Consider the following 22,007-nt stretch of genomic DNA (forward strand, 5'->3'; position numbering starts at 1 on the left):
CCCGCCCCGCCCCGGCCGGGCGGCCCGCGCCGGGGGGCGGACCCCCGCGCTCCCCCCCCCGGCCCCTCAACCGCCGCCGAGGCGGAAGGTCGGGTTGGAGAGTTCGCGCAGGAAGTGGGTGAAGATGCTCGGCTGCATGGCCAGCATGAAGATCACGCCGAACGCTGCACCGGCCAGGTGCGCGCTGTGGTTGATGCGATCACCACCGCGCTTGTCCATCCAGATGCTGTAGCCCACGTAGAACGCGGCATAGACAATCGCCGGTGCCGGGATGAAGAACACCAGGATGATCGACCACGGCTTGATCAGGATGAAGGCGAACAGCACCGCCGACACCGCTCCGGACGCGCCGAGGCTGAGGTAGTTCGGGTTCTTCTGGTTCTTCAGGTAGCTGGGCAGGATCGAGACCAGCAGCGCTCCGATGTAGAACGCCGGGTAGGTGAGGTAGCTGCCGGTGAGCTGCACCATCACACTCTCGATGAATCCCCCGAAGAAGAACAGGGTGATCATGTTGAAGATCAGGTGCGACCAGTCCGCGTGGATGAAGCCATAGGTCACCAGCCGGTCGTACTGGCGGTGACGGTCGATGGCCGGCGGCCACAGGATCAGGCGGTCGGCCAGCTTGCGGTTGTTGAACGCCATCCACGACAGGATGGCGGTGATGGCGATCAACAGCAGATTGACGGGGGTCATGTCAGGCTCAGGCGCTACGGTAGTTGTCGACCATACGATAGCGTTTCGCGTACCAACCGAAGGCCAACGCCGCGACGAAGGCGAAACCGGCGAAGAAGAACATCAGGAATGCCGCCTCGCTCAGGCCGGTACTGGCGATCTTGTGGGTCACCGTGTCATTGCGCACGGCGGCATTGGACAGCAGCACCCACAGGTTGCCGATGGTGGTGGTCAGGTTCCAGAAGCTCATCACCACGCCCTTCATCGCCTGCGGCGCCTGGCTGTAGGCGAATTCCAGGCCGGTGGCCGAGACCAGCACCTCACCGAAGGTCAGCAGCGCGTACGGCAGCACCTGCCAGAAGATCGACATGGCGTTGCCCCCGTCCATCACCACCTGGATACCGCCGACCACGATCCAGGCCAGGCCACTGAAGGCGATACCGGCGGTCATCCGGCGCAGCGCGGTTGGCTCGAAGCCGAAGCGGCGCAGGGCCGGGTACAGGACGAGGTTGTTGAACGGGATCAGGATCATCACCAGCAGCGGGTTCAGCGCCTGCATCTGCGAGGCGGTGAACCAGCTGGGCATCTGCATCTGCTGGCCCTGCAGGACCCAGGTCGAGGCCTTCTGGTCGAACAGCGAGAAGAACGGCGTGGTCAGGGCGAAGATCACCAGAACGCGCAGCACCGAGCGCACGCCTTCAACCGCTTCGGCCGGATGCAGGCCACGGGCGCGATCCAGCTGCAGCCAGGTGCCACCACCGATACCGGCCAGGATCGATACCAGCGCCAGGCACAGGCAGATCACGATGCCCAGCGAGCCCACCAGGCCGAACGAAGCCACTGCCAGCACCAGGCCGAGCACCGCGATCACCAGGCCCGGACGCCCCTGGCCCGCCACGCGCGCGGTCAGCGCGGTGCGCACCACGTTGGCGAACGAATGCGGATCCTTCGGCGGCAGCGGCACCAGCACGTAGCGCTTGCGGCCGAGCCAGAACACGAAGGTGGCAACGAACATCAGGATGCCCGGGATACCGAACGCCCACTGCGGGCCCCAGTTCTTCAGCACCAGCGGAATCAGCAGCGAGGCGAACAGCGAGCCGAAGTTGATGATCCAGTAGAACGCGTCGAACACGATCTTGGCCAGGTGCTTGTTGCTCTGGTCGAACTGGTCACCCATGAACGAGGCCACCAGCGGCTTGATGCCACCGGCGCCCAGCGCGATCAGGCCCAGGCCGAGGAAGAAGCCCTCGCGGCTGTTCTCGAACAGCGCCAGGCACAGGTGGCCGGCGCAGTAGACCAGGCTGAACCACAGGATGGTGTGGTACTTGCCAAAGAACCTGTCGGCCAGCCAGCCACCGAGCAGCGGGAAGAAATACACGCCGATCATGAAGCTGTGCATGATGTCCTTGGCTTCACCGGCACGCCCTTCCGCAGTGATTTCCTGCAGCAGCAGCGAGGTGATCAGGAACTGCACCAGGATGTTGCGCATCCCGTAGAAACTGAACCGCTCGCAGGCCTCATTGCCGATGATGTACGGGATCTGGCGCGGCATCTTTCCCTGGCCGGCGATGGGGGCAACTGCGTCGTGGCTCATCCTGTAAGGCAATCCTGCAAAGCGAAAGGCGCAAGGTTACCGGAACCGGGGCTTGCGAAGCACGCTGCAGGGCTGCATGACAACGGTGCCAATCCATGGCAGGCAGCTTGGGCCCTGCCGGAAGTCACGGCACCTCCACGACAAAAGCGTAAACTTATCGTTATGCGCCCCCTCGCCCACGCCCGTCTCCTGCTCAGCTGCCTCGCAATGGTGCTGGCGTTGCCGGCCCAGGCTCGGACGCAGGTGCCGGCCAGCGCAAACGGTGACGCCGAGCCGCGCCAGCTGACCGTGGCCGCACTGGAACTGCCCAGTCGCGATGACGCGCAGTGGAAGCTGCGTCGCGAACAGGTGGCAAAGCTGCTCACCGAGCTGCGGCCTGACGTGATCTCGGTGCAGCAGGTGCTGCAGCAGCAGGGCCGCAATCCGGCCTGCTGGCTGGCCAGCCGGCTGCGCTACAGCTGCGACTTCGTTACCGCCGACCCGCCCAGCCAGCCGCTGCGGCATGGCAACGCCATGCTGACCCGGCTGCCGGTCAGCGAGGATGGCGTGACCCTGCTGCACCCACCCGGCACCTTCAGTGCGGCCGGCATGATGCGGCTGAAGCTGGGCGAGGCGCTGGTCAACATCTATGTGGCGCGGCTGCGCCCGGACCCGGACGAGACCACCGCGCGCCAGCACCAGACCAGCGACCTGATGACCTGGATCGGCGCCACCGCCGAGGGCATGCCCAGCCTGATCGCCGGTGATTTCTCCGCGACCACGGTGGAACTGGTACGCAGCACCCCCGGCTTCCAGCCGGCCCGGCGCAATCCTGGCGGTCGCCCCGAGCCCCCGGCGGCCAGCGGCGGCGGCGCCAGTGGTCACGGCCTGGACGTGCTGTTCCAGGTCAAGCACTTCGGCGGCATCCGCCAGCAGCCGATCCTGCTGCCCGCCGACGGCGATCTGCCCGGCCTGCGCCTGGGCGTGATGGCCACCCTGCGCCTGCAGGGTGATACGGCCACGACCGAGTAACCCCGCCTCCGGCCCCGGTGGGTGCCGACGGTGGGTGCCGACCTTGGTCGGCACATCCCTGCCGCGCGCGCAGGTGCCTCCCGGCCCCCCCCGCGCGGGCCCCCCCCCCGGCCACACGCCCGGCCCTGGGCGGGACCCGCCCGCCCGCGCGCGCAGGTGCCTCCGTGCCGACCAAGGTCGGCACCCACCAGGTCCTACCCGACGTCCAGAATCCGGGAAACAAAAAAGGCCGGGGTTTCCCCCGGCCTCTTCGCTTCATCCCATTACGGCAATCAGGCGATCGCTTCCTGGTAACGGCGCTCGACTTCGTTCCAGTCGATGACGTTGAAGAACGCGCCGATGTATTCCGGACGGCGGTTCTGGTACTTCAGGTAGTACGCGTGTTCCCACACGTCCAGGCCCAGGATCGGCGTGTTGCCCTCCATCAGCGGGCTGTCCTGGTTGCCGGTGCTCTCGACCACGACCTTCTTGTCCGGGGTCACGCTCAGCCATGCCCAGCCACTGCCGAAACGGGTCAGCGCGGCCTTGGTGAAGGCGTCCTTGAACTTGTCGAAACCGCCCAGGTCCTTGTCGATGGCCTTGGCCACGTCACCCACCGGGTTGCCGCCCGCGTTCGGCGCCATCACGGTCCAGAACAGCGAGTGGTTGGCATGGCCGCCACCATTGTTGCGCACCGGGCCCTGCAGGTTCTCCGGCAGCGACTTGAGCTTCTTCACCAGTTCTTCGACCGGCAGGTCAGCGTACTCGGTGCCTTCCAGCGCCGCGTTGACGTTGTTGATGTAGGTCTGGTGATGCTTGGTGTGATGGATTTCCATCGTCGCCGCATCGATATGCGGTTCCAGCGCGTCGTAGGCGTAGGACAGCTTGGGCAGGGTGTAGGCCATGATGCATCTCCTGATTGCGAGGGCACCCGACGGTGTCGGGCGTTGCGCGGTGAATGATGGGGACAGACCGCCAGATTACCAAGGGGGATGTAAAGGAAATTGCGTCCTGCCAGTGAGCACGACGGCAATTGTTACGCACCGGTGACGCACCGCGCTCCTCATGCACCGTGCAGCGCAGGAGCGCTACAGTGCCTGCCACCACCCCTGCCCGCCCCTGCCCATGCGCAACCCCCGGCTGCTGATCACCGCCATCGCCCTGCTGCTGCTCGGCCTGGTCGTCAACCATTTCATGCAGCGCCCTCCGGCGCCACAGTTCGCACCGGAACTGCAGGGCACACCCGCCGCGCGTGCGCCGGCCGCTGCCGGCGCAGGCAATGACAGTGGCCTGCCCGCCTTCCTGCCCGCCGAAGCCCGGCAGACCATCGCCCTGATCCAGCGCGGCGGGCCGTTCCCGCACCGCCAGGACGGCAGTACCTTCGGCAACCGCGAACAACAGCTGCCGCAGCGCCCGCGCGGTTACTACCGCGAATACACCGTGGACACCCCCGGCGCACGCACCCGTGGCACGCGCCGCATCGTCACCGGCGGTGATCCGGCGGAGGCGTGGTACTACACCGACGACCACTACGAATCATTCCGCAGCTTCACCGTACCGGCCCAGGGAGCGCAGTGATGAGCCATGACGATTTCGGCCTCGGCCTGCATGACATCAACAACGCTGGCGTCTACGCCATCGACAGCGACGACATCAGCGCATTGGCCGCCGCGATGCGCGACGCCGGCCTGAAGGTGATCCGCATCGATCTGGAAGGCGTGGCCGACAAGCGCACCCTGCTGGCACGGCTGGCGGCGCAGCTGGATTTCCCGGCGGGCTTCGGCGGCAACTGGGATGCGCTGTCGGACAACCTGCGCGACCTGCAATGGCTGCCGGCCAACGGCTACGCGCTGTTCCTGGCCGACGTGGATGCACTGCGTGCCGCCACCCAGAAGGACTTCGACACCCTGCTGGATGTGATGGATGAGGCCAGCCGTGACTGGGTCGGCCGCGATGTGCCGTTCTGGGTGTTCCTGTCGCAGAGCGCGTAAGCGCAACGCCCTGGTAGAGGCCGACCTTGGTCGGCGCTTCTGCGCCAACCAAGGTTGGCACCCACCAAAGCACGCCAGCACGACCGCCACATCCCGCGGTGGGTCCAGCGAAAAGCCCCCTTGTTGTTCAAGGGGGCGCGCCAACGGCGCGGGGATAGGGAACATGCGTGGACAACGGCAGCCGCTAGCGGCTGCCGTTGTCTTCCTGCAGCTCTTTCTTGAAGGGAATGTCCGGCGGCGGCCGTGCCACGGCCGGCTGGTCCTGCATGTTCGGATTGGTAAGGCCACAGCCTCCACCCGCCTGCAGGATCGAGATTACACAGGAGATCTTCGTACCGGTGCCCGGCAACGGAATCTCCATCGACTTGATGCCCTTGCGCACCCATTCGGCCAGCAGTGATTCCTGCGGCACCCAGTACTTGTCGAACGAGGTCGGCGTGTAATCGTACGGTGGCCGCTTCAACCAGGTGCCGGACTGCGCGATGCGCTCCTTGCTCCAGCCATCATTGGCGCCGCCGGGGGCGCCACGCTCGGCGTGACCGTCACCCTGCTGCCCCGGCACGCGCACGCTGCCATCGGCATTGAACAGGCCATTGCCCTTGCCGGCCACACTGGCCTGGCTTGCACCCCTGCTGGCGCCGTCGTGGTTGCGGCTCGACGCGCCCCAGTCGTCGCCCTTGGCAGGCGTGGCCCAGTTGCCCGGGTTGGGAGCCGGACGCGCGCCGGCCTGGGCCGGTGTCGTGCTGGAGGCGGACGACCGTGGCGTGCTGCTGCTGGCCTGGCTTGCAGTGCCGGCCGCAGGCGCCGCCGTTGCCGCTGGCGCGCTGCCGCTGGACGTTGAGGGCGCCGCCGCGGGTGCCGACGCAACTTCTCGCTCGCGTACCTGCACGTCACGGCCGGCAGGCGCACGCACGGTCGGCTCGCGCCCGGCCACAGCAGCCATCCGCACCTGCGGATCGACCACGGCCTGCACTTCGCGCTCGCGCACCTGCACGTCGCGCTGCGGCACACGGACCTGCACATCGGCCGTGCGCAGCGGTTGCGATACCGCCGGTGCATCGACCGTACTGACTTCGCGCTCCTGTACCTGGATGTCACGCAACGACGGCGCACGCACCGCGACTTCAGGCGTGCGTACCGGAGCCGGGGTGGGTGGCGCCTGCACCGGCTGCACGCTGCGCTCGCGCACCGTCGGCGTGGTGTCGCGCGGCACGATGCTGACCTCCGTGCGCGGCACGCTGACCGGTGGCACCACGAAATCCGTACTGGCCTCGGCTACTTCAGTGGCCTGCACCGGTGACGGTGGCGGTGCCGCGACGGGCGCCGGCTCGGATTCGGCGGGTGGCGGTGGCACGCTAGCCGTCACCGCCGGAGCGAATGCAGACGCCGCTGCCGACGCGGACGCCGGGCGCGGCTCAGGCGCCGTTGCGGCCCCTGCGTCCTGGCCAGCTGCAACCTGCCCCGGCGGTGCAGCCGCCGCCGCTTCGGCACCTGGCTGATCGCCGCCGCCTTCCTGGGTGGCGCGACCGACGAACTCCACCTGCACGCGCTGGCCTTCGGCGCCTTCTTCTTCCGGTGCCGTGGTGCGGATCACTGCTACCCATAGCAGCAGCATGAAGAACAGCAGATGCAGCAGCGCACTGGCCAATGCCGAGATCCAGCGCATCCAGCGCTGGTCGCGCGGCGCGGCATCCCAGTCCTGCCAGAACAGACGACGCACCGCCTGCCACGGCGACAACCGGGGCAGCTGCCCCGGAGGCCCCGGCAGCGGGCGCGGCAACAGCACCGCGATCAACTCGCTGGCGTGCAGCGGCCGCGGCAACGGACCGAGCGAGCGCAGCCACAGCGCCCAGCCATACGGCAGGCGCGTGGTCTTCTCGAGGACGGCCCTGGGCTGCTGGCGGGCCAGCAGCAGGTCGATGAATTGCTCGGCCCGGGTCAGAGGCACGCGTCAGCGATCAGGCGGCGTTGCCGCGAGGGATATACGGCGCGTGGCCACTGTCGTGGTCGGTCGCGTCGCGGACGGCGGTCACGCCCGGCACGCGGCCCATCAGGGTCTTTTCAATGCCCTGCTTGAGGGTCACGTCGGCCATGCCGCAGCCCTGGCAGCCACCACCGAAGCGAAGCAGCACCACGCCTTCGGCCGAGACTTCCTGCACGGCCACCTTGCCGCCATGCGAGGCCAGCTGCGGATTGATTTCATTCTCCACAACCCAGTGCACGCGCTCGACCAGCGAGGCGGCATCGCCGGGTGCTTCACCCTTGATGCGCGGCGCCTTGATGGTCAGCTGCTGGGTACCGGCGCTGCCGGTGACGATATCGATCTCGGCACCGTCGAGCCAGCCGACACTGCTCGCGTCGACGTAGAGAGTGAAGCCATCGCAGTCCACCGCCCACTCGTCGCCAAGCAGGTCGGCCGGCTCGGCGAACTCCAGCCGGGCGTCAGCGCGCGGAGTACCGGGATCGACCGCGCTGAGGCGCACGCCCATGCCGGGCACCCCCTCGCGTTCGATCAGCTTGCGGAAATGGGTCTGGGCAGTGTCGGAGATCTGGATCATCAGGCTATTCTAGCCAAGTAAGCGTCAGCCGCTCATACGGTTTATACACCGTCCGGCGCATTGTTCAGTCAACACGAGGTGGAGATTCCCATGGCCGACCTGATTCCGCTGGCCCAGGCCCGTTGCGTGCCGCGCAAGGGCAGCGACCACAAGCTGGGCGAGGCCCGCCTGGCCGAACTGCTGCCGCAGATTCCCGGCTGGGAGCTGAGCGAGGGCGGGCAGGCCCTGACGCGCACCTTCCGCTTCAAGGATTACTACGCCACCATGGCCTTCGTGAACGCGCTGGCCTGGATTGCCCACCACGAGGACCACCATCCGGACCTGGGCGTGCATTACGACCGAGCGGTCGTGCGCTTTTCCACCCACGACGTGGGCGGCCTGAGCGAGAACGACTTCATCTGCGCTGCAAAGACTTCGGCCCTGACGGAGCAACTGCCATGAACGTACGTTTGCTGAGCCTGTCCCTGATCGCTGCGACCGGCCTGGCCGGCTGTGGCGCGTCCGAGCCGCCGGCACCACCACCGCCCGCGCCGACCGAAGTCGCAGCGGTGAAGACGCCGCCGCCGCAGTACCCGCTTGAACTGGCCTGCATGGGCGTGGGCGGCACCAGCACCTTCAAGGTGACCATCGGCACCGACGGCAAGCCGAGCGAGGTTGCGCTGCTCACCGGCGCCGGCAACCCGCAGCTGGATGAACTGGCCAAGACCGCCGTTCAGGGCTGGCAGTTCAATGCCGCCACCCGCAACGGCCAGCCGGTGCCGGCCACCATCCAGGTGCCGGTCAGCTTCAACCCGCCGCAGCCGAAGCCGGACCAGTGCTTCGCCATCGAAGAACGCCTGCGTCGCGGCGGCTGATCGCCCGTACCCCGACGAGGCCCGCCGACGCCCGCCTCGCCCTCGCCGCCCCGGCCCTGACCGGGGCGGTTGTCTGTTGACCAGGACCGCGTCGGTAGATGCTGCAGATTCCCCCCGAAAACATCTGGATCGCGCTGGCGGTCACCCTCGCGGCCGGCCTTGCCACCGCGATCGGCAGCCTGTTGGTGCTGTTCTCGCGCCGCCCCAACCCGCGCCTGCTGGCCTTCGGCCTGGCCTTCGCTGGCGGCGCGATGGTCTACGTCTCGCTGTCGGAAATCCTCAACAAGTCCATTGCCTCGTTCGCACTGGCCTATGGCGAGCGCACCGGCTTCACCTACGGCACCCTGGCCTTCCTGCTGGGCGTGATCGTCATCGTGCTGATCGACCACTTCATTCCCAACCCGCATGACAGCCTGGACAAGCAGGATCCCGCATTCCGCGAGAACAGCCGCGAGTACCTGAAGCGCGTCGCGCTGCTGACCTCGATCGCGATCACCGCGCACAATTTCCCGGAAGGGTTGGCGACCTTCTTCGCTACGCTGGAAAGCCCGTCGGTGGGCATGCCGCTGGCCTTCGCCATCGCCATCCACAATATTCCCGAGGGCATCGCAATCGCGGTGCCGGTGTACTTCGCCACCCAGAACAAGTTCTATGCGTTCAGTGCCAGCCTGCTGTCCGGCCTGGCCGAGCCGGTGGGCGCGGCGCTGGGCTACTGGCTGCTGTCAGGATCGCTGTCGCACGCCACGTTTGGCTGGGTGTTCGGACTGATCGCCGGCGTGATGGTGTTCCTGGCGCTGGACGAACTGCTGCCTGCGGCCAAGCGCTACGCCAAGGGCCACGAAACCGTGTACGGGCTGGTGGCCGGCATGGGCACGCTGGCGATCAGCCTGGTGCTGTTCAAGTGGTGAGGGGTTCCCGGCCAACGGGCTGAGCCCCCTCGCGGCTGGCGGAGCGAGATTCCGGGGTTGGGCCGAGCGAGGTGGGTTTGCGGGGGACGCCGTAAACCCATCCTTGGGGGCTTGGGCGCGCCATCCATGGCGCTTACACCCCCGCAAACCCACCTCGCCCGGCCTCTGACAGGCTATAGGCGTGCCAGCCGCGCGATGAAAGAATGAAAAAGCGAAGCCCGCGCTGCGCGCGTGAGTCGAGCGTGGCTCGACTCTACAAGGGCTGCGTGCGGGTATGGGTCTACGCTGCGGCTGTCAGGTCCGCCTTGTAGCGAGCCGAGCACCGCAGGTCCGGCGAGGGCGAAGAGGCGCGGGTGTCTGAGTGCAGCGAGTTCCGCGCCGCCCCTCGGCGGACCGAGGAGCGCAGGGTACCGGCGCGCAGCGCCGGCTCGCGGATGGCGGCGTGTTTCTTTGGTTACTTTCTTTGCACGAGCAAAGAAAGTGACAAGCCCACTCATCGCAGGGAAGCGACGGCGCCGACCAAGCACCCGGCGCCGCCGAACCGCCGTCAGCGCAGGCGGTCCAGCGCCTCGACCAGCTCATCCGCCAGCGGTGCGTTCAGCACATACGGGCTCTTGCCGTCGTCCAGTGCGAACTCCAGCGAGGCCGCGTGCAGGAACAGTCGCTTCAGCCCGATCTGCTCACGAAGCCGCTTGTTGACAGCAGGATCGCCGTACTTGTCGTCACCGGCCACGGGATGCCCCAGGTGCTGGGCATGCACGCGGATCTGGTGGGTCCGGCCGGTCTCGATGCGCACTTCGCAGTAGGAATGGCCGCCGCGGCGCTCCAGCACCCGGAAGTGGCTGATCGATTCCTTGCCGATCGCGTTGACCTGCACATGGCGCTCGCCACCCTGGCGCAGGCCGACATGCAGCGGCGCATCGACCGTCATCACGCCGTCGGGCATGCGCCCGGCCAGCAGGGTCAGGTAGCGCTTGCGGATGCCGGCACCGTGGTCTTCACGCAGCAGGGCCTGAAGTTCGCTCAGCGCCGAGCGCTTCTTGGCCACGATCAGCAGGCCCGAGGTGTCGCGGTCCAGCCGGTGGACCAGTTCCAGGGTCTGCCCCGGGCGCAGCGCGCGCAGGGTCTCGATGGCGCCGAAGCTGATGCCGCTGCCACCGTGGCTGGCCACCCCGGTGGGCTTGTTCAGGGCCAGCAGGCGGGCGTCCTCGAAGACGATGGCCTGCTCCAGGCGGCGCATGAACGCCTCCGGAGGACCGGCCTTGTCTCCCTCTTCACTGAGACGGACCGGCGGCACACGCACCTCGTCACCCGCCTCCAGCTTGCGTTCGGCCTTGGCACGGCCGCCATTCACCCGTACCTGGCCGCTGCGCACCAGCTTGTAGACCAGGCTGCGCGGGGCGCCCTTCAGCTGGCCAAGCAGGAAGTTGTCCAGGCGCTGGCCGGCGCGGTCGGCGGGAACGGTGATCATGCGCACGGAAGGCTTGTCGCCAGCGGGTTTGGTCGGGTCTTGGGCGGTCATCAGGCTGTTTATTCTGTTACACTCGGGGGGCGAGATAAGGGATTGATTTCGTTGGAAGTTACTCAGGGCCAGAAGCCCAGCTTCCGACGAATCCGGCACAGTGCGCGACCACCGCCCGCGGGGCGGCCATGTTAGCGGCTCACCGGCCTTCCCGGCCATCGCCGGATGCCTGACACGCAACCGTGCTGAACATGTCCCGCGTGGCGCTCCAGCCTGGCTGACAGCTGCCTGCGGCCTGTAACACCCCAAAACCCATAAGAGTGAAGCGCTCCCGCGGCCTGCCGTGGTGTCGTAGCGCTGGAAACCCAAGCCGCCCTCCCCGCGCTTGCGCGAATGGGCGGCGAACCGTGTCCAGAGGCGAAACCCCATGGCGTTCCGCGCGGTAGCCGCTTGCGAGGAACGCAACAATGAAGCGAATGCTGATCAACGCCACGCAGGCTGAAGAGCTGCGTGTTGCCATCGTGGATGGCCAGTCGTTGTATGACATCGACATCGAACAGCCGTCGAAGGAACAGAAGAAGTCCAACATCTACAAGGGCCGGATCTTCCGTATCGAGCCCTCGCTGGAAGCGGCCTTCGTCGAATACGGTGGTGGCCGCCATGGCTTCCTGCCGCTGAAGGAAATCTCCCGCGACTACTTCCAGGCCGGCGTCGACCACAACAAGGCCGGCATCCGCGAGCTGCTGAAGGAAGGCCAGGAGATCGTCGTCCAAGTCGACAAGGAAGAGCGTGGCAACAAGGGCGCTGCCCTGACCACGTTCATCTCGCTGGCCGGCCGCTACATGGTGCTGATGCCGAACTCGCCCAGCGCTGGCGGCGTGTCCCGTCGCATCGAAGGCGAAGACCGTGCCGCCCTGAAGGACGCCCTGGACAAGCTCAATATCCCTGATGACATGGGCGTGATCATCCGTACCGCCGGCGTCGGCCGCGATGCGGAAGAGCTGCAGTGGGATCTGGACTACCTGCTCAACGTCTGGCGCGCCATCGCCGAGGCCGCGCTGAGCAAGCCGGCCCCGTTCCTGATCTACCAGGAATCGCGCCTGATCGTGCGCGCCCTGCGTGACTACCTGCGTGCCGACATCGGCGAGATCCTGGTGGACACCGAGGAGATGTACGAGCACGCCCGCGAGTTCATGCAGCAGGTGATGCCGCAGACCCTGCGCAAGCTCAAGCACTACAAGGACGACATCCCGCTGTTCAACCGCTTCCAGATCGAATCGCAGATCGAAGGCGCCTACGAGCGCAACGTGCGCCTGCCGTCGGGCGGCTCGATCGTGGTCGACCAGACCGAAGCGCTGACCGCCGTCGACGTGAACTCCTCGCGCGCCACCAAGGGCAGCGACATCGAGGACACCGCCTTCCAGACCAACCTGGAAGCGGCCGAGGAAGTGGCCCGCCAGCTGCGCCTGCGTGACCTGGGCGGCCTGGTGGTGATCGACTTCATCGACATGGCCTCCAACAAGCACCAGCGTGAGGTCGAGAACCGCCTGGCCAACGCGCTGAAGTACGACCGCGCGCGGGTCCAGGTCGGCCGCATCTCGCGCTTCGGCCTGCTGGAAATGAGCCGCCAGCGCCTGCGCCCGAGCCTGGGCGAGTCCAGCCAGATCGTCTGCCCGCGTTGTGACGGCCACGGCCGCATGCGCAGCGTCGAGTCGCTGTCGCTGTCGATCATCCGCGTTGCCGAAGAGCATGCAATGAAGGAGAACACCGGGCAGGTGCTGGTGCAGGCCCCGGTGGAGATCGCCAATTACCTGCTGAACGAGAAGCGCAGCGCCCTGCGCGAGATCGAACAGCGCCACGAAGCGCCGATCGTGATCGTCGCCGACGAGCAGCTGCACACCCCGCACTACACCGTCACCCGCCTGCGCGAGAACGAGCTGGGTGAAGAAAGCAGCAAGCCCAGCTACCAGCGCGGCACCCCGCGCAAGCTGCCGGTGCACGCCCTGACCAAGGGCCAGCTGAATATCCCGCCGCCGGCCGTGACCCAGGTCAAGCACACCTCCCCGGCCCCGGTGCGCGAGGAAGCAGAACCGGCCAAGGCGGCGCCTGCCCCGGTCGCCGCAGCGCCGGTGGCAGCGGCACCGAGCGGTGGCGTGATCGGTTGGCTCAAGCGCGTGTTCGGTGGCGAACCGGCCCCGGCACCGGCAGCCGCGGCTCCCGCCGCCCGCCAGCAGCAGGACGGCGGCCGCAAGGACCGCAACAAGGATCGCAACAAGGACCGCAAGGACCGTCGCGACGAAAACCGTGGCAACGGTGGAAACGGCAACGCGCAGCAGCAGAAGGATGGCGGCAACCGCAAGGACCGTGCTGAGCAGCGCAACAAGGACGGCCGCAACGGCAACAACGGCAATGCCCAGCAGCAGCCGCAGCAGGGCAAGCAGAAGGATGGCCAGCAGCAGCCGCAGCAGCAGAACAAGTCGCGCAACGAGCAGCAGGGCCAGAACCAGCAGCAGCCGAAGCTGAAGCAGCCCAAGCAGCCGCGTCCGCAGCAGCAGGACGGTGACAAGCCGGCCGAGAAGCCGCAGCGCAACGCCGCCGATGCACCGGCCGAAGCCGTGACCGCGGCAGCAGCCGTGGCCGCCACCGCCGTCGCCGCCAATGTGGTGACCGCGCAGGAAGCCACTGCCCCGGTTGCGCCGGTTGTGCCGCTGGCCGCCGCTCCGGTGGACGCCGCAGCACCGGTCGAGACCGCTGCCAACGCTGCCAGCGAGGCCGAGGTGATTGCGGTTGCCGGTGAAGAGGCTGCAACCGACCCCAATGGCGAGCAGGCAGGCGAAGGCGCGACCCGCCGTCGCCGTGGCCGTCGTGGTGGCCGTCGTCGTCGTCGCGGTGGCGCCGAGAACGCCGCCGGCAGCGATTCCCTGAGTGATGACCAGGACGATGGTGATGACGGTGATGACGCCGATGGCGCTGAGCCGAACATCGACAACCCTGCCGGCACTGCGCCGGCCGCCGCCGCACAGCCGACCCGTTCGCAGCCGGAGTTCGATTTCGATGACGAAGCCGAACCGGTCGCTGTCGAAGCCGAGAAGCCGGCCCGCGCTGCCGCCGCTGTTGTCGCCGCGCCGGTCGCGGTGGTGAGCAGCGCCGTGGTCGAGGCTGCCGCACCGATCACCGCCGAAGTGCCGGCGCCGGTCGAAACCGCAGCCAAGGCAGAGCCAGTGTCCTCGCCGGTGCAGACCAGCATGCTCGATGCCATCGACGCAGCAACCCCGGCGCAGCCGGTGGCCGCTGCTGCTCCGGCGGTCGAAGCAAAGCCGGTCGCGGTTGAAGCAGCCCCGGCTGCGGAAGTCGCTCCGGTGATCGAGGCCAAGCCGGCGGCAGTCGAGGTTGTACCGGTGGCTGAAGCCAAGCCGGCCGTTACCGAAACCGCTCCGGTGGTAGAAGCCAAGCCGGAGATCGTTGAGGCTGCTCCGGTGGTTGAAGCCAAGCCGGTCGCCGAGCCCGTCGTGGTCGCCGAACAGCCGGTCGCGCCGGTGGCGGTGGAAGCCGCGCCGGTCGAAGCCGCCGCCCCGGTCGCCGAAGCGGTGGTGACGCCGTCGATCGACCCGGTCGCCGACGGCCACACCGACGCTGCCGCCCAGGCGGCCGAAGCCAAGGCCGACGAAGAAGATGAAGAGGCCGCCAAGCGCACGCCGCCGGCGAACTGATCAATCTTTGATCGCCTGAAACGAAACGGCGGGGATCGATGATCCCCGCCGTTTCTGTTTGTGCCGTGCCGTGGTGGTTGCCGACCTTGGTCGGCGGCGTTGATTCAACGCACGCGGATACGTCCGTGCCAATCAAGGTTGGCACCTACCGAAGCAGGTTTGCTCAGGGTTTCGGCGCGAACTGCAGGCGGGTCCACACGCCGTAATGGTCCGAGGCCCAGCGACCGCTGTCGTCGGGCTGGTCGAACAGGATCTTCGCCTCGCGCGCAACCATCTCGTCCTGCTGGAAGAAGATGTGGTCGATCCGGGAGGGCGCCTGGTAGTAGTGGCGATTGAGCGTACTGACCCCGGCAAGGTCGGTGTTCACGTGCACGCTGCCGTAGCTGTCGCCGTAGTGGCTGCGCAGCTCGCTCAGGTCGCCGGCATCCACCAGTGCATTGAAGTCGCCGGCGATCACCACCGGAGCACCAGCCGACGTCGCAGCGATGAAGCGCAGCAGGTCCTCGACCTGGCTGCGGCGGATGCGTTGCCCGCTCTCGTCACTGCGCTCGTTGAGATGCGTGGCGTAGACGTTCACTGGCGTGCCGTCGACGTCGATGCGCAGGTGAGCAACCGTGCGGTAGTCGTCCAACGGCTGCAGCAGATGATCGCCGTGGGCAAGGATCGGTCGCCGGGTCAGCAGTGCATTGCCATAGCGCTTGGGCGCGCCCACCGGATCGGTGGACACGAACACGTACTTGTAGCCGAGCTGGCTTGCCAGCCACTGCGCCTGGTTGCGCACGTTGCGGCGCTGGATCACCTCCTGCAGGGCAACCGCATCCGGCTGCAGGCGCTTGAGCTCGGCCAGGATCGTGCGGCGCCGGCTCGGCCAGTCTTCGCGGTCATGATGCAGGTTGAAGGTGACCATGCTCATGCCTGGCGCGGAGGCAACGTCAGCCGCTGTCGCGGTGGCCGGCTCGGCCGCCATCAGCGCACCCGGCAATGCCAATGCAATTGCCAGCCCCAGGGCACGCACGGTCGTGCGCACCCCTGCCCCTTGCTGCTTCATCGTTACTGCCCCTTGCGCTCGGCGCGGCGCACCGCGCCCGGTACATCGATCTCGACCCGCGCCGGCAGCTGGTGCACGTGCAGTTCCTTGTTGACCCATTCGGCCGCTTCACCGTTGATGGTCGCCTCGCCCGGATCGCCGGCGTACGGCCACGGCAACACCACGCCACCGACCGGTGGCAGAAGGCCCGGCTGCACCTCCAGCACCAGCTGCTTGTCGCTGCGCTGCAGGCGGTAGTTGAGCTGGCCCTGCGGGGTGCGCAGGCCCTGAACGGCGATGCCCTCGCCCTGCAGCCACGCGGTCGGCACGCCAGCGGCCAGCACCAGCGCATCGTCCATGTCGCGGTTGTAAGCGAACATGTCCAGCGCCGAACGCACGAAATCCGAGGCCACCCACGCGTGCGGCAGGTCGCCGACGAACAACGGCTTGCGCGGGGTGCGCGAGACCACTTCGGCCCACTGGTTCCAGGCCTGCGGCGCACGGTCCTTGAAGAAGAATTCGGTGGCCTGCCAGGCGCGGTCACGCCAGCCCAGGCGCACGAAAGCGGCCACGTTGCGCCACTCGTACGGGGTGTAGTCCTTCCACTCCCGCTTGCCATCGCGACGGGCCACGAACTCCTTCCAGTAGCGCTCGAAGGTCGCCTCCAGCGCCTGCTGCGGCAGTCGGCCCTGCTCGCCGCCCGGCGCCAGCGCGATGGTGGTCGAGGTCGCATCGAAATCGCCCAGTTCGGCCGAGCCCGGCAGGTAGTCGATGGTGTGCTGCTGCATCGCCGACAGCAGCGATGCCTGCAGGTCATCACGGAACTGGTCACGCGATTCAGCGATCTGCATCGCCTCGACCTTGCCCAGCTGGGTCGCAAGCAGCGCCGCGTCCTTGTAGCCGCGCAGCGCCCAGAAGTTGTCCCAGTACGAATGCATCGGCTTGGCCGAATAGCCTTCGTGGCTGATCGAGGCCGGCATCATCCCGTAGAAGGCCGGGTTGCGCGCGCGGTTCTCTTCGGTGCGCTCGCTGGCGCGCAGCTGCTCCATGTAGGTGTAAGCGCCCTGCACGTGCGGCCACATCAGCTCGGTGAAGGTGCTGTCGCCGGTATAGCGCCCGTACTCGGCGATGCTGTAGATCAGCTCACCGTGGCTGTCGTTCTCCGGCACCGGGTCGCTGCCGCGCGCGTCGACGCAGCACGGCACCTTGCCGTTCTCGAACTGGTACGGCGCATACCAGTTGATGTAGTCACGCACCGCATCGCTGCGCCCCATGCGCAGCAGGCCCTCGGAAATCATCGCGCCATCGCGGATCCAGCTGCGGGCATAGGAACGCGTGCCCGGCTGCAGGCGCGGCCCGACGCGCGAGATCAGCATGTGCGCGACTGCCGTGCGCAGGGTGTCGACCAGCGGCTGGCCCGCAGCGGGCACCTGCAGCGAGACCACGCCCAGCTTCTGCCGCCACTGCTCGGCCACCTGCGCCTGCGCCTTGGCCACGTCCAGCGCCTTCGGCGCCCAGCCACCGGTCTGCGGCAGTACCACCGCCACCTCGCGGCTCTGGCCGGGCTCGAGCTTGATCGTGTAGATCAACGCGCCCGACGCCATGCCGGTGCTGTCCTTCACTGCGGTGGCTGCCGGGTACTTGCCGTCCGCCAGATGCATCGCATCGAGCTTGCCATCGAACGTGCTGGCAAAGCGCGCATCCGGAACCTGCAGCGGGTAGATGCGCGGCTCGCCGTTGACCCGCACCAGCTGCTCGCCGACATCCAGTGCATCGATGCGGCTGAAGCCACCGACGGTATTGAGGAACTGCGTGGGCGGATTGACCTGCCACGGCCGGATCGCCAGTGCCAGGGTGTATTCGTGTGCGACCTTGTCCGGATTGCTCAGCCGGTAGCGGCCGATCAGCTGCGCACGCTCCGGTGTGCCCTGCACGAAACCGGTCACCGCCAGGCCGGCCTTTTCATGCACCCAGTCGACATTGGCGATCGGCAGGTAGTGATCCTGCAGCGACTGGGTGATCGCGACCTTTGACCAGTCCAGCAGCTTGCCATCGAGGCGGATGAACGGCTCGATGCTGAAGCTGCCCTTGGCCGGCTCCAGCGCGCCATCTTCGCTGATCAGCGCCTGTTCCTGGCCGCCATCAAGGCCGAGCAGGGTCCAGTACGGCTGTTCGCCCACATAGGCACGCGGCAGCGAGCCACGCGGCAGATCGGCGGCCACCGAGGACAGGAAGGCATTGGGCGTGGCGGCGAACGCCAGCGGCTTCAGTGCGATGTCACGGATGCCGTAACGCCAGTTCGGGCCATCCTGCAGATCGAAGCGCACGTAGCGTGCATCGGTATCCGGCAGCGCCAGCCAGTCACGGCCACCGGCGCCGCTGGTCACCTCGCGCACAGTGCGCCAGTCGCGGCCATCTTCCGAGGTACGCACGGTGTAGCGGCGCGCTTCCAGATTCGGCAGCCAGTCGATCACCGCACCGCCGATCTCGCGGCTCTTGTGCAGGTCCAGGCTGATGGTCTGCTGCTTGACGCCACCGCTGATCCAGAACGTATCGCTCTTGCCATCGATCATGCGGTCCTGCAGCGCGGTGGCGGTATCGGCGATCACCGACGGCACCAGCGCCGAATCATCCTGCGGCGGCAGGCCCTGCAGGGTCAGCTTGTCGAAGCACACCGTGCCGCGGCCGCCGACCTTGCTGTAGATGGTGAATTCGACGGCGGCGCTGCTCGCCATGTCCTTCCCGGGCGACGGCCCCCACGCCTTGTCAATCTGCCGACGCCGGTACTCGACCGGCGTCCATGCCCTGGGGAAGCTGTAGCCGGGACGGTTGACCCACCAGACGTTGTCGCCGCTGGCGTCGATCAGCTTGAACTGCAGGTCGTTGCCCGGCGAATCACCGCGCAGCTGGAAGCCGAAGCGGTAATTGACCGGGTACTCGATGTTCAGCGCACGACGGATGCCGACGTAGCCGGAGACATCGTGGAAATCGTAGTCCAGGCACAGCGCGCGGCCACCGCCGGCGCCGCTGACCGGACGCAGCGAACCGCTGACCTGGTCGGACAGCACCAACTTCCAGGCCGCGATGTCGTCGAAGTCGTCCAGCACCTTCGGTGCCGGCAGCGCCGGGGGTGCGGCGATCGCCAGGGAGGTCCACAACAGGCCCAGTCCAACGGCGATCGCTCGCTTCATCCCTTGACGCTCCCCAGCAACAGACCTTGGATGTAGTACCGCTGCAGCACCAGGAACAGCGCCAGCACCGGGACCACGGTGACCACCGCGCCAGCCATCATCATTTCCACGTCCATGATGTGCTCGCGCGAGAGGGTGGCCAGCGCCACCGGCAAAGTGTAGTGCTCCTGGTCGGTCAACACGATCAGCGGCCACATGAAATCGTTCCATGCGCCCATGAAGGTGAAGATCGCCAGGGTCACCAGCACCGGCTTGAGCATCGGCAGCACGATCTGGAAGAAGATACGCAGCTCCCCTGCCCCGTCGATGCGCGCCGCCTCCAGCAGTTCGTCCGGAATCGAACGCGCGTACTGGCGCACCAGGAAGATGCCGAACACGCTGGCCAGCGCCGGCACGATCACGCCACCGAAGCTGTTGACCAGCCCCAGCTGCTTCATCAGCAGGAACAGCGGCAGCATGGCCACCTGCGCCGGAATCACCAGCGCCGCCATCAGCACCTGGAACAGGCGCTCGCGGCCGACGAAGTTGAGCTTGGCGAAGGCATAGCCGGCCATGGTATTGAGCAGCAGCGAACCGACCGTGATGCCGAGCGACACCAGCAGGCTGTTGGCGAAGTTGCCGCCCATGCCGGTGCGCGCGAACAGCTCATGGTAGTTGTGCGTGGTGACGCTGGAAGGCAGCAGCGGCGGCGGGAAATGGCTGGCCTCGCCCTGCGGCATGAACGAGACCGACACCATCCACAGCAGCGGCGCCAGGCTGACCAGGGCCAGCACCAGCAACGCGCCATTGATCATCCACGGGTACCAGCGCGACTGGCCGATTTCACGACTCATACCAACTGCCTCTTGCGGCCGAAACGCAGCATTACGGTGGTCACCGCCAGGATGATCAGGAACAGCAGGAACGCCACAGCCGAGGCGCGTCCCAGGTTCCACCACTTGAAGCCTTCCTCGAACATGAAATACAGCACGCTGACGGTGCTCTGCAGTGGGTCGCCGCGGGTCATCACGTACGGTTCGGCGAACAGCTGGAAGTAGCCGGACACGGTGATCACCCCGACCACCAGCAGCACCGGGCCGAGCATCGGCAGGGTGATGTGCAGGAACTGCTTCCAGCGCGAGGCGCCATCGATGCGCGCGGCCTCGTACAGGTCATGCGGGATCGCCTGCAGGCCGGCCAGGAAGATCACCATGTTGTAGCCGAAGTTCTTCCATACCGCGAACAGCATGATGGTCGGCATCGCCCAGTTGGGATCACCCAGCCAGTCGATCGGGCTGATGCCCAGATGGCCCAGCCCGTAGTTCACCAGACCGTAGCTGGTATGGAACAGGTAGCGCCAGATCACCGCCACCGCCACCAGCGTGGTCACCACCGGCGCGAACAGTGCGGTGCGGAACAGTGCCTTGAAGCGTGCGGCCGGCGCATTGAGCAGCATCGCTGCGCCCAGCGACACGCCGATCGACAACGGTACGCCGATCAACACGAAGTAGGTGGTATTCCACAGCGACTTCCAGAACATCGGCGTCTGCAGCAGGTCGATGTAGTTGCCCAGCCCGACAAAGCGCAGGTTGCTGCTGTCGGCCAGTGCATACAGGTCGAAGTCGGTCACGCTCAGCGCCAGCGCCGAGGCCACCGGCAGGCCGAAGAACACGCCCAGCACGATCAGCGAGGGGCCGGCGAAGATCCAGCCGGCAAGCGAAGTACGTTTCATTGCGCGCTCCCGGCGGCGACGGCACTGCTGGATCGCGGCGACGATACGCGCTGCTGCAGGCGTTGTTGTTCATGCATCCAGCGGCGCTTGGCCAGCACCTTGTCCACGCGCTGGTCGAGTTCTTCGACGGCCTTGTCCTGCGGCAGACCACCACGCACCACCTTCTCGGTGACGATGCGCATTTCCTGCACGATGCGCTCCCATTCGAGCACCTTCGGCGTCGGCTTGACCCGCTCCAGCTGGTCACGGAACGCTGCGGCCAGTGGATCGTTGGCCAGCGACGGCGCGCTCCAGGTGCTGCGACGTGGCGGCAGGTCGCCGATGATCGAATGGAAACGTGCCTGGATCTGCGGGCGCGAAAGGAACTCGATCAGCTTCCACGACGCTTCCTTCTGCTGCGACTTGCGGAAGATCACCAGGCTGGTGCCTCCGGCGATGCCGGCCCCTGGGCCGTCCGGTCCCGGCAGCGCGGCCGTGCCCCACTGCCCTTCCAGTTCCTTGGGCTGCAGCTTCTTGAACTCGCGGATGTTCCAGGGGCCGGAAATGTAGAACACGTTGAAGCCACGGAAGAACTCGTCCCAGACGTTGGAGATCTGCGTCTCGGACATCTTCGGCGCCCAGCCCTGCTCGAACATGTTGGCGTAGAAGGCCAGCGTGCGGCGGAAGCCCGGGCTGGCGAAGTTGCCGCGGGTGTCGTCGTCGCGCAGCAGCGGGTCGGGCTGCTGCAGCGCCAGCGACAGCTGCTGCTCGAATTCGTTGATCGGCATCAGCACCGCATAGCGGTTCGGGCCCTGCATGCGCTTGATCGCCGCCATCTGCTCGTCCCATTCCTGCCACGTGCGCGGTGGGTGGTCGTAGCCGGCCTTGGCCAGCAGGTCCTTGCGGTAGTAGATCAGGCGGGTGTCGACATACCACGGCACACCGACCAGCTCGCCGTGGATCACGTTGGTATCCCAGATGCCCTGGAAATAATCCTTCTCATCGACCACGGCCGAATGATCGACGAACGGCTGCAACGGGGTCAGCGCATCGAGCTCGGCAAACTCCGGCACCCAGGTGTTGCCGAGCTGGCAGACATCCGGCAGGCCATCGGCGGCGAACGCGGTCAGCAGCTTCTCGTGCGCGGCGGTCCACGGGATGTTCTGCACGTCCACCTTGATGCCGGGGTTTTCGGCTTCGAACTCATGGATCAGCTCGCTGACCACCTCGGCTTCGCGGCCCATCGCCCAGAAGCGCACGGTAGTGGTGCCCGGTTCGGTACGGGCGCAGCCGGCCACGGCCAATGCGGCCAGGGCGGGCAGCGTCCAGCGGCGCAGGCGGTCGATCCAGTTCGGCATCG

The 22,007-nt window shown here is 67.1% G+C and carries 18 protein-coding genes; 7 read left to right on the forward strand and 11 right to left on the reverse strand.

The features are described from left to right. Positions 1-66: 66 nt before the first annotated feature. The gene (locus V3B41_RS08680) at positions 67-693 is read right to left on the reverse strand and encodes a rhomboid family intramembrane serine protease (RefSeq protein ID WP_010486760.1); all 627 of its coding nucleotides are present in this window, start codon (positions 691-693) and stop codon (positions 67-69) included. Between the two features lie 7 nt (positions 694-700). Further along, positions 701-2,266 carry an oligopeptide:H+ symporter gene (locus tag V3B41_RS08685; protein ID WP_049429111.1) on the reverse strand — a complete coding sequence of 522 codons (1,566 nt, stop codon included), beginning with the start codon at positions 2,264-2,266 and terminating at the stop codon, positions 701-703. Positions 2,267-2,428: 162 nt separating this feature from the next. Here V3B41_RS08685 and V3B41_RS08690 point away from each other — a divergent pair, with 162 nt between their 5' ends. Further along, positions 2,429-3,277 carry an endonuclease/exonuclease/phosphatase family protein gene (locus V3B41_RS08690; protein ID WP_049429110.1) on the forward strand — a complete coding sequence of 283 codons (849 nt, stop codon included), beginning with the start codon at positions 2,429-2,431 and terminating at the stop codon, positions 3,275-3,277. A 272-nt stretch (positions 3,278-3,549) separates the two neighbouring features. Here the strand turns inward: V3B41_RS08690 and V3B41_RS08695 are convergent, their stop codons facing one another. Further along, the gene (locus V3B41_RS08695) at positions 3,550-4,161 is read right to left on the reverse strand and encodes a superoxide dismutase (protein WP_005410310.1); all 612 of its coding nucleotides are present in this window, start codon (positions 4,159-4,161) and stop codon (positions 3,550-3,552) included. A 220-nt stretch (positions 4,162-4,381) separates the two neighbouring features. Here V3B41_RS08695 and V3B41_RS08700 point away from each other — a divergent pair, with 220 nt between their 5' ends. After that, a complete protein-coding gene (locus tag V3B41_RS08700; protein WP_049429119.1) occupies positions 4,382-4,834 on the forward strand; it encodes a ribonuclease domain-containing protein in 453 nt (150 codons plus the stop codon). After that, positions 4,834-5,247, forward strand: coding sequence for a barstar family protein (locus tag V3B41_RS08705; RefSeq protein WP_049429109.1), 414 nt, complete (start codon positions 4,834-4,836; stop codon positions 5,245-5,247). The genes V3B41_RS08700 and V3B41_RS08705 overlap by 1 nt, the downstream gene beginning before the upstream one ends. Before the next feature lie 184 nt (positions 5,248-5,431). Here the strand turns inward: V3B41_RS08705 and V3B41_RS08710 are convergent, their stop codons facing one another. Continuing rightward, positions 5,432-7,195 (reverse strand): hypothetical protein, encoded by a 1,764-nt coding sequence (locus V3B41_RS08710; RefSeq protein ID WP_049429108.1) that lies wholly within the window; start codon positions 7,193-7,195, stop codon positions 5,432-5,434. Positions 7,196-7,205: 10 nt separating this feature from the next. After that, positions 7,206-7,805 carry an NfuA family Fe-S biogenesis protein gene (locus V3B41_RS08715; protein ID WP_329860700.1) on the reverse strand — a complete coding sequence of 200 codons (600 nt, stop codon included), beginning with the start codon at positions 7,803-7,805 and terminating at the stop codon, positions 7,206-7,208. 90 nt (positions 7,806-7,895) lie between these two features. Between V3B41_RS08715 and V3B41_RS08720 the strand changes: the two genes are divergently transcribed. The 3 genes from V3B41_RS08720 to zupT all read left to right on the forward strand — a co-directional run bounded on the left by V3B41_RS08720 (position 7,896) and on the right by zupT (position 9,567). Further along, positions 7,896-8,246, forward strand: a complete 351-nt coding sequence (locus V3B41_RS08720; RefSeq protein WP_049429106.1) for a 4a-hydroxytetrahydrobiopterin dehydratase — start codon at positions 7,896-7,898, stop codon at positions 8,244-8,246. After that, positions 8,243-8,659, forward strand: a complete 417-nt coding sequence (locus V3B41_RS08725) for an energy transducer TonB (RefSeq protein ID WP_049429105.1) — start codon at positions 8,243-8,245, stop codon at positions 8,657-8,659. Before V3B41_RS08720 ends, V3B41_RS08725 begins: the two co-directional genes overlap by 4 nt. 98 nt (positions 8,660-8,757) lie before the next feature. After that, entirely contained in the window at positions 8,758-9,567 is an 810-nt protein-coding gene (gene zupT, locus V3B41_RS08730; protein ID WP_014037815.1) for a zinc transporter ZupT, read from the forward strand. 547 nt (positions 9,568-10,114) lie between these two features. Here zupT and V3B41_RS08735 read toward each other — a convergent pair. Then, on the reverse strand, positions 10,115-11,089 hold the full coding sequence (locus V3B41_RS08735; RefSeq protein ID WP_049433696.1) for an RluA family pseudouridine synthase: 975 nt from the start codon (positions 11,087-11,089) through the stop codon (positions 10,115-10,117). Between the two features lie 407 nt (positions 11,090-11,496). On the opposite strand from V3B41_RS08735, the gene V3B41_RS08740 reads away from it, so the two are divergent. Then, a complete protein-coding gene (locus V3B41_RS08740; RefSeq protein WP_197650435.1) occupies positions 11,497-14,739 on the forward strand; it encodes an Rne/Rng family ribonuclease in 3,243 nt (1,080 codons plus the stop codon). Positions 14,740-14,902: 163 nt separating this feature from the next. Here the strand turns inward: V3B41_RS08740 and V3B41_RS08745 are convergent, their stop codons facing one another. From V3B41_RS08745 to V3B41_RS08765, 5 genes are read right to left on the reverse strand one after another with little or no spacing between them, the layout of a single operon-like run. Next, positions 14,903-15,787 (reverse strand): endonuclease/exonuclease/phosphatase family protein, encoded by an 885-nt coding sequence (locus V3B41_RS08745; RefSeq protein ID WP_049430603.1) that lies wholly within the window; start codon positions 15,785-15,787, stop codon positions 14,903-14,905. 2 nt (positions 15,788-15,789) lie between these two features. Continuing rightward, positions 15,790-18,957 carry a discoidin domain-containing protein gene (locus V3B41_RS08750; RefSeq protein ID WP_329860704.1) on the reverse strand — a complete coding sequence of 1,056 codons (3,168 nt, stop codon included), beginning with the start codon at positions 18,955-18,957 and terminating at the stop codon, positions 15,790-15,792. Beyond that, a complete protein-coding gene (locus V3B41_RS08755) occupies positions 18,954-19,790 on the reverse strand; it encodes a carbohydrate ABC transporter permease (RefSeq protein ID WP_049430599.1) in 837 nt (278 codons plus the stop codon). The genes V3B41_RS08750 and V3B41_RS08755 overlap by 4 nt, the downstream gene beginning before the upstream one ends. Further along, positions 19,787-20,668 (reverse strand): sugar ABC transporter permease, encoded by an 882-nt coding sequence (locus V3B41_RS08760; protein ID WP_005410323.1) that lies wholly within the window; start codon positions 20,666-20,668, stop codon positions 19,787-19,789. The genes V3B41_RS08755 and V3B41_RS08760 overlap by 4 nt, the downstream gene beginning before the upstream one ends. After that, positions 20,665-22,005 carry a sugar ABC transporter substrate-binding protein gene (locus V3B41_RS08765; protein WP_049430597.1) on the reverse strand — a complete coding sequence of 447 codons (1,341 nt, stop codon included), beginning with the start codon at positions 22,003-22,005 and terminating at the stop codon, positions 20,665-20,667. The genes V3B41_RS08760 and V3B41_RS08765 overlap by 4 nt, the downstream gene beginning before the upstream one ends. Positions 22,006-22,007: the final 2 nt, after the last annotated feature.

The sequence above is a fragment of the Stenotrophomonas sp. SMYL89 genome, from assembly GCF_036319985.1.
GTDB lineage: Bacteria > Pseudomonadota > Gammaproteobacteria > Xanthomonadales > Xanthomonadaceae > Stenotrophomonas > Stenotrophomonas maltophilia_Q.

What these genes read in the sequence shown, in the direction of transcription:
- V3B41_RS08720 (WP_049429106.1), top strand. Translation starts at nt 7,896, where the DNA reads ATGGCCGACCTGATTCCGCTGGCCCAGGCCCGTTGCGTGCCGCGCAAG.
- V3B41_RS08735 (WP_049433696.1), bottom strand. Translation starts at nt 11,089, where the DNA reads ATGACCGCCCAAGACCCGACCAAACCCGCTGGCGACAAGCCTTCCGTG.
- V3B41_RS08680 (WP_010486760.1), bottom strand. Translation starts at nt 693, where the DNA reads ATGACCCCCGTCAATCTGCTGTTGATCGCCATCACCGCCATCCTGTCG.
- zupT (WP_014037815.1), top strand. Translation starts at nt 8,758, where the DNA reads ATGCTGCAGATTCCCCCCGAAAACATCTGGATCGCGCTGGCGGTCACC.
- V3B41_RS08695 (WP_005410310.1), bottom strand. Translation starts at nt 4,161, where the DNA reads ATGGCCTACACCCTGCCCAAGCTGTCCTACGCCTACGACGCGCTGGAA.
- V3B41_RS08700 (WP_049429119.1), top strand. Translation starts at nt 4,382, where the DNA reads ATGCGCAACCCCCGGCTGCTGATCACCGCCATCGCCCTGCTGCTGCTC.
- V3B41_RS08705 (WP_049429109.1), top strand. Translation starts at nt 4,834, where the DNA reads ATGAGCCATGACGATTTCGGCCTCGGCCTGCATGACATCAACAACGCT.
- V3B41_RS08760 (WP_005410323.1), bottom strand. Translation starts at nt 20,668, where the DNA reads ATGAAACGTACTTCGCTTGCCGGCTGGATCTTCGCCGGCCCCTCGCTG.
- V3B41_RS08715 (WP_329860700.1), bottom strand. Translation starts at nt 7,805, where the DNA reads ATGATCCAGATCTCCGACACTGCCCAGACCCATTTCCGCAAGCTGATC.
- V3B41_RS08765 (WP_049430597.1), bottom strand. Translation starts at nt 22,005, where the DNA reads ATGCCGAACTGGATCGACCGCCTGCGCCGCTGGACGCTGCCCGCCCTG.
- V3B41_RS08745 (WP_049430603.1), bottom strand. Translation starts at nt 15,787, where the DNA reads ATGAAGCAGCAAGGGGCAGGGGTGCGCACGACCGTGCGTGCCCTGGGG.
- V3B41_RS08725 (WP_049429105.1), top strand. Translation starts at nt 8,243, where the DNA reads ATGAACGTACGTTTGCTGAGCCTGTCCCTGATCGCTGCGACCGGCCTG.
- V3B41_RS08750 (WP_329860704.1), bottom strand. Translation starts at nt 18,957, where the DNA reads ATGAAGCGAGCGATCGCCGTTGGACTGGGCCTGTTGTGGACCTCCCTG.
- V3B41_RS08740 (WP_197650435.1), top strand. Translation starts at nt 11,497, where the DNA reads ATGAAGCGAATGCTGATCAACGCCACGCAGGCTGAAGAGCTGCGTGTT.
- V3B41_RS08755 (WP_049430599.1), bottom strand. Translation starts at nt 19,790, where the DNA reads ATGAGTCGTGAAATCGGCCAGTCGCGCTGGTACCCGTGGATGATCAAT.
- V3B41_RS08685 (WP_049429111.1), bottom strand. Translation starts at nt 2,266, where the DNA reads ATGAGCCACGACGCAGTTGCCCCCATCGCCGGCCAGGGAAAGATGCCG.
- V3B41_RS08690 (WP_049429110.1), top strand. Translation starts at nt 2,429, where the DNA reads ATGCGCCCCCTCGCCCACGCCCGTCTCCTGCTCAGCTGCCTCGCAATG.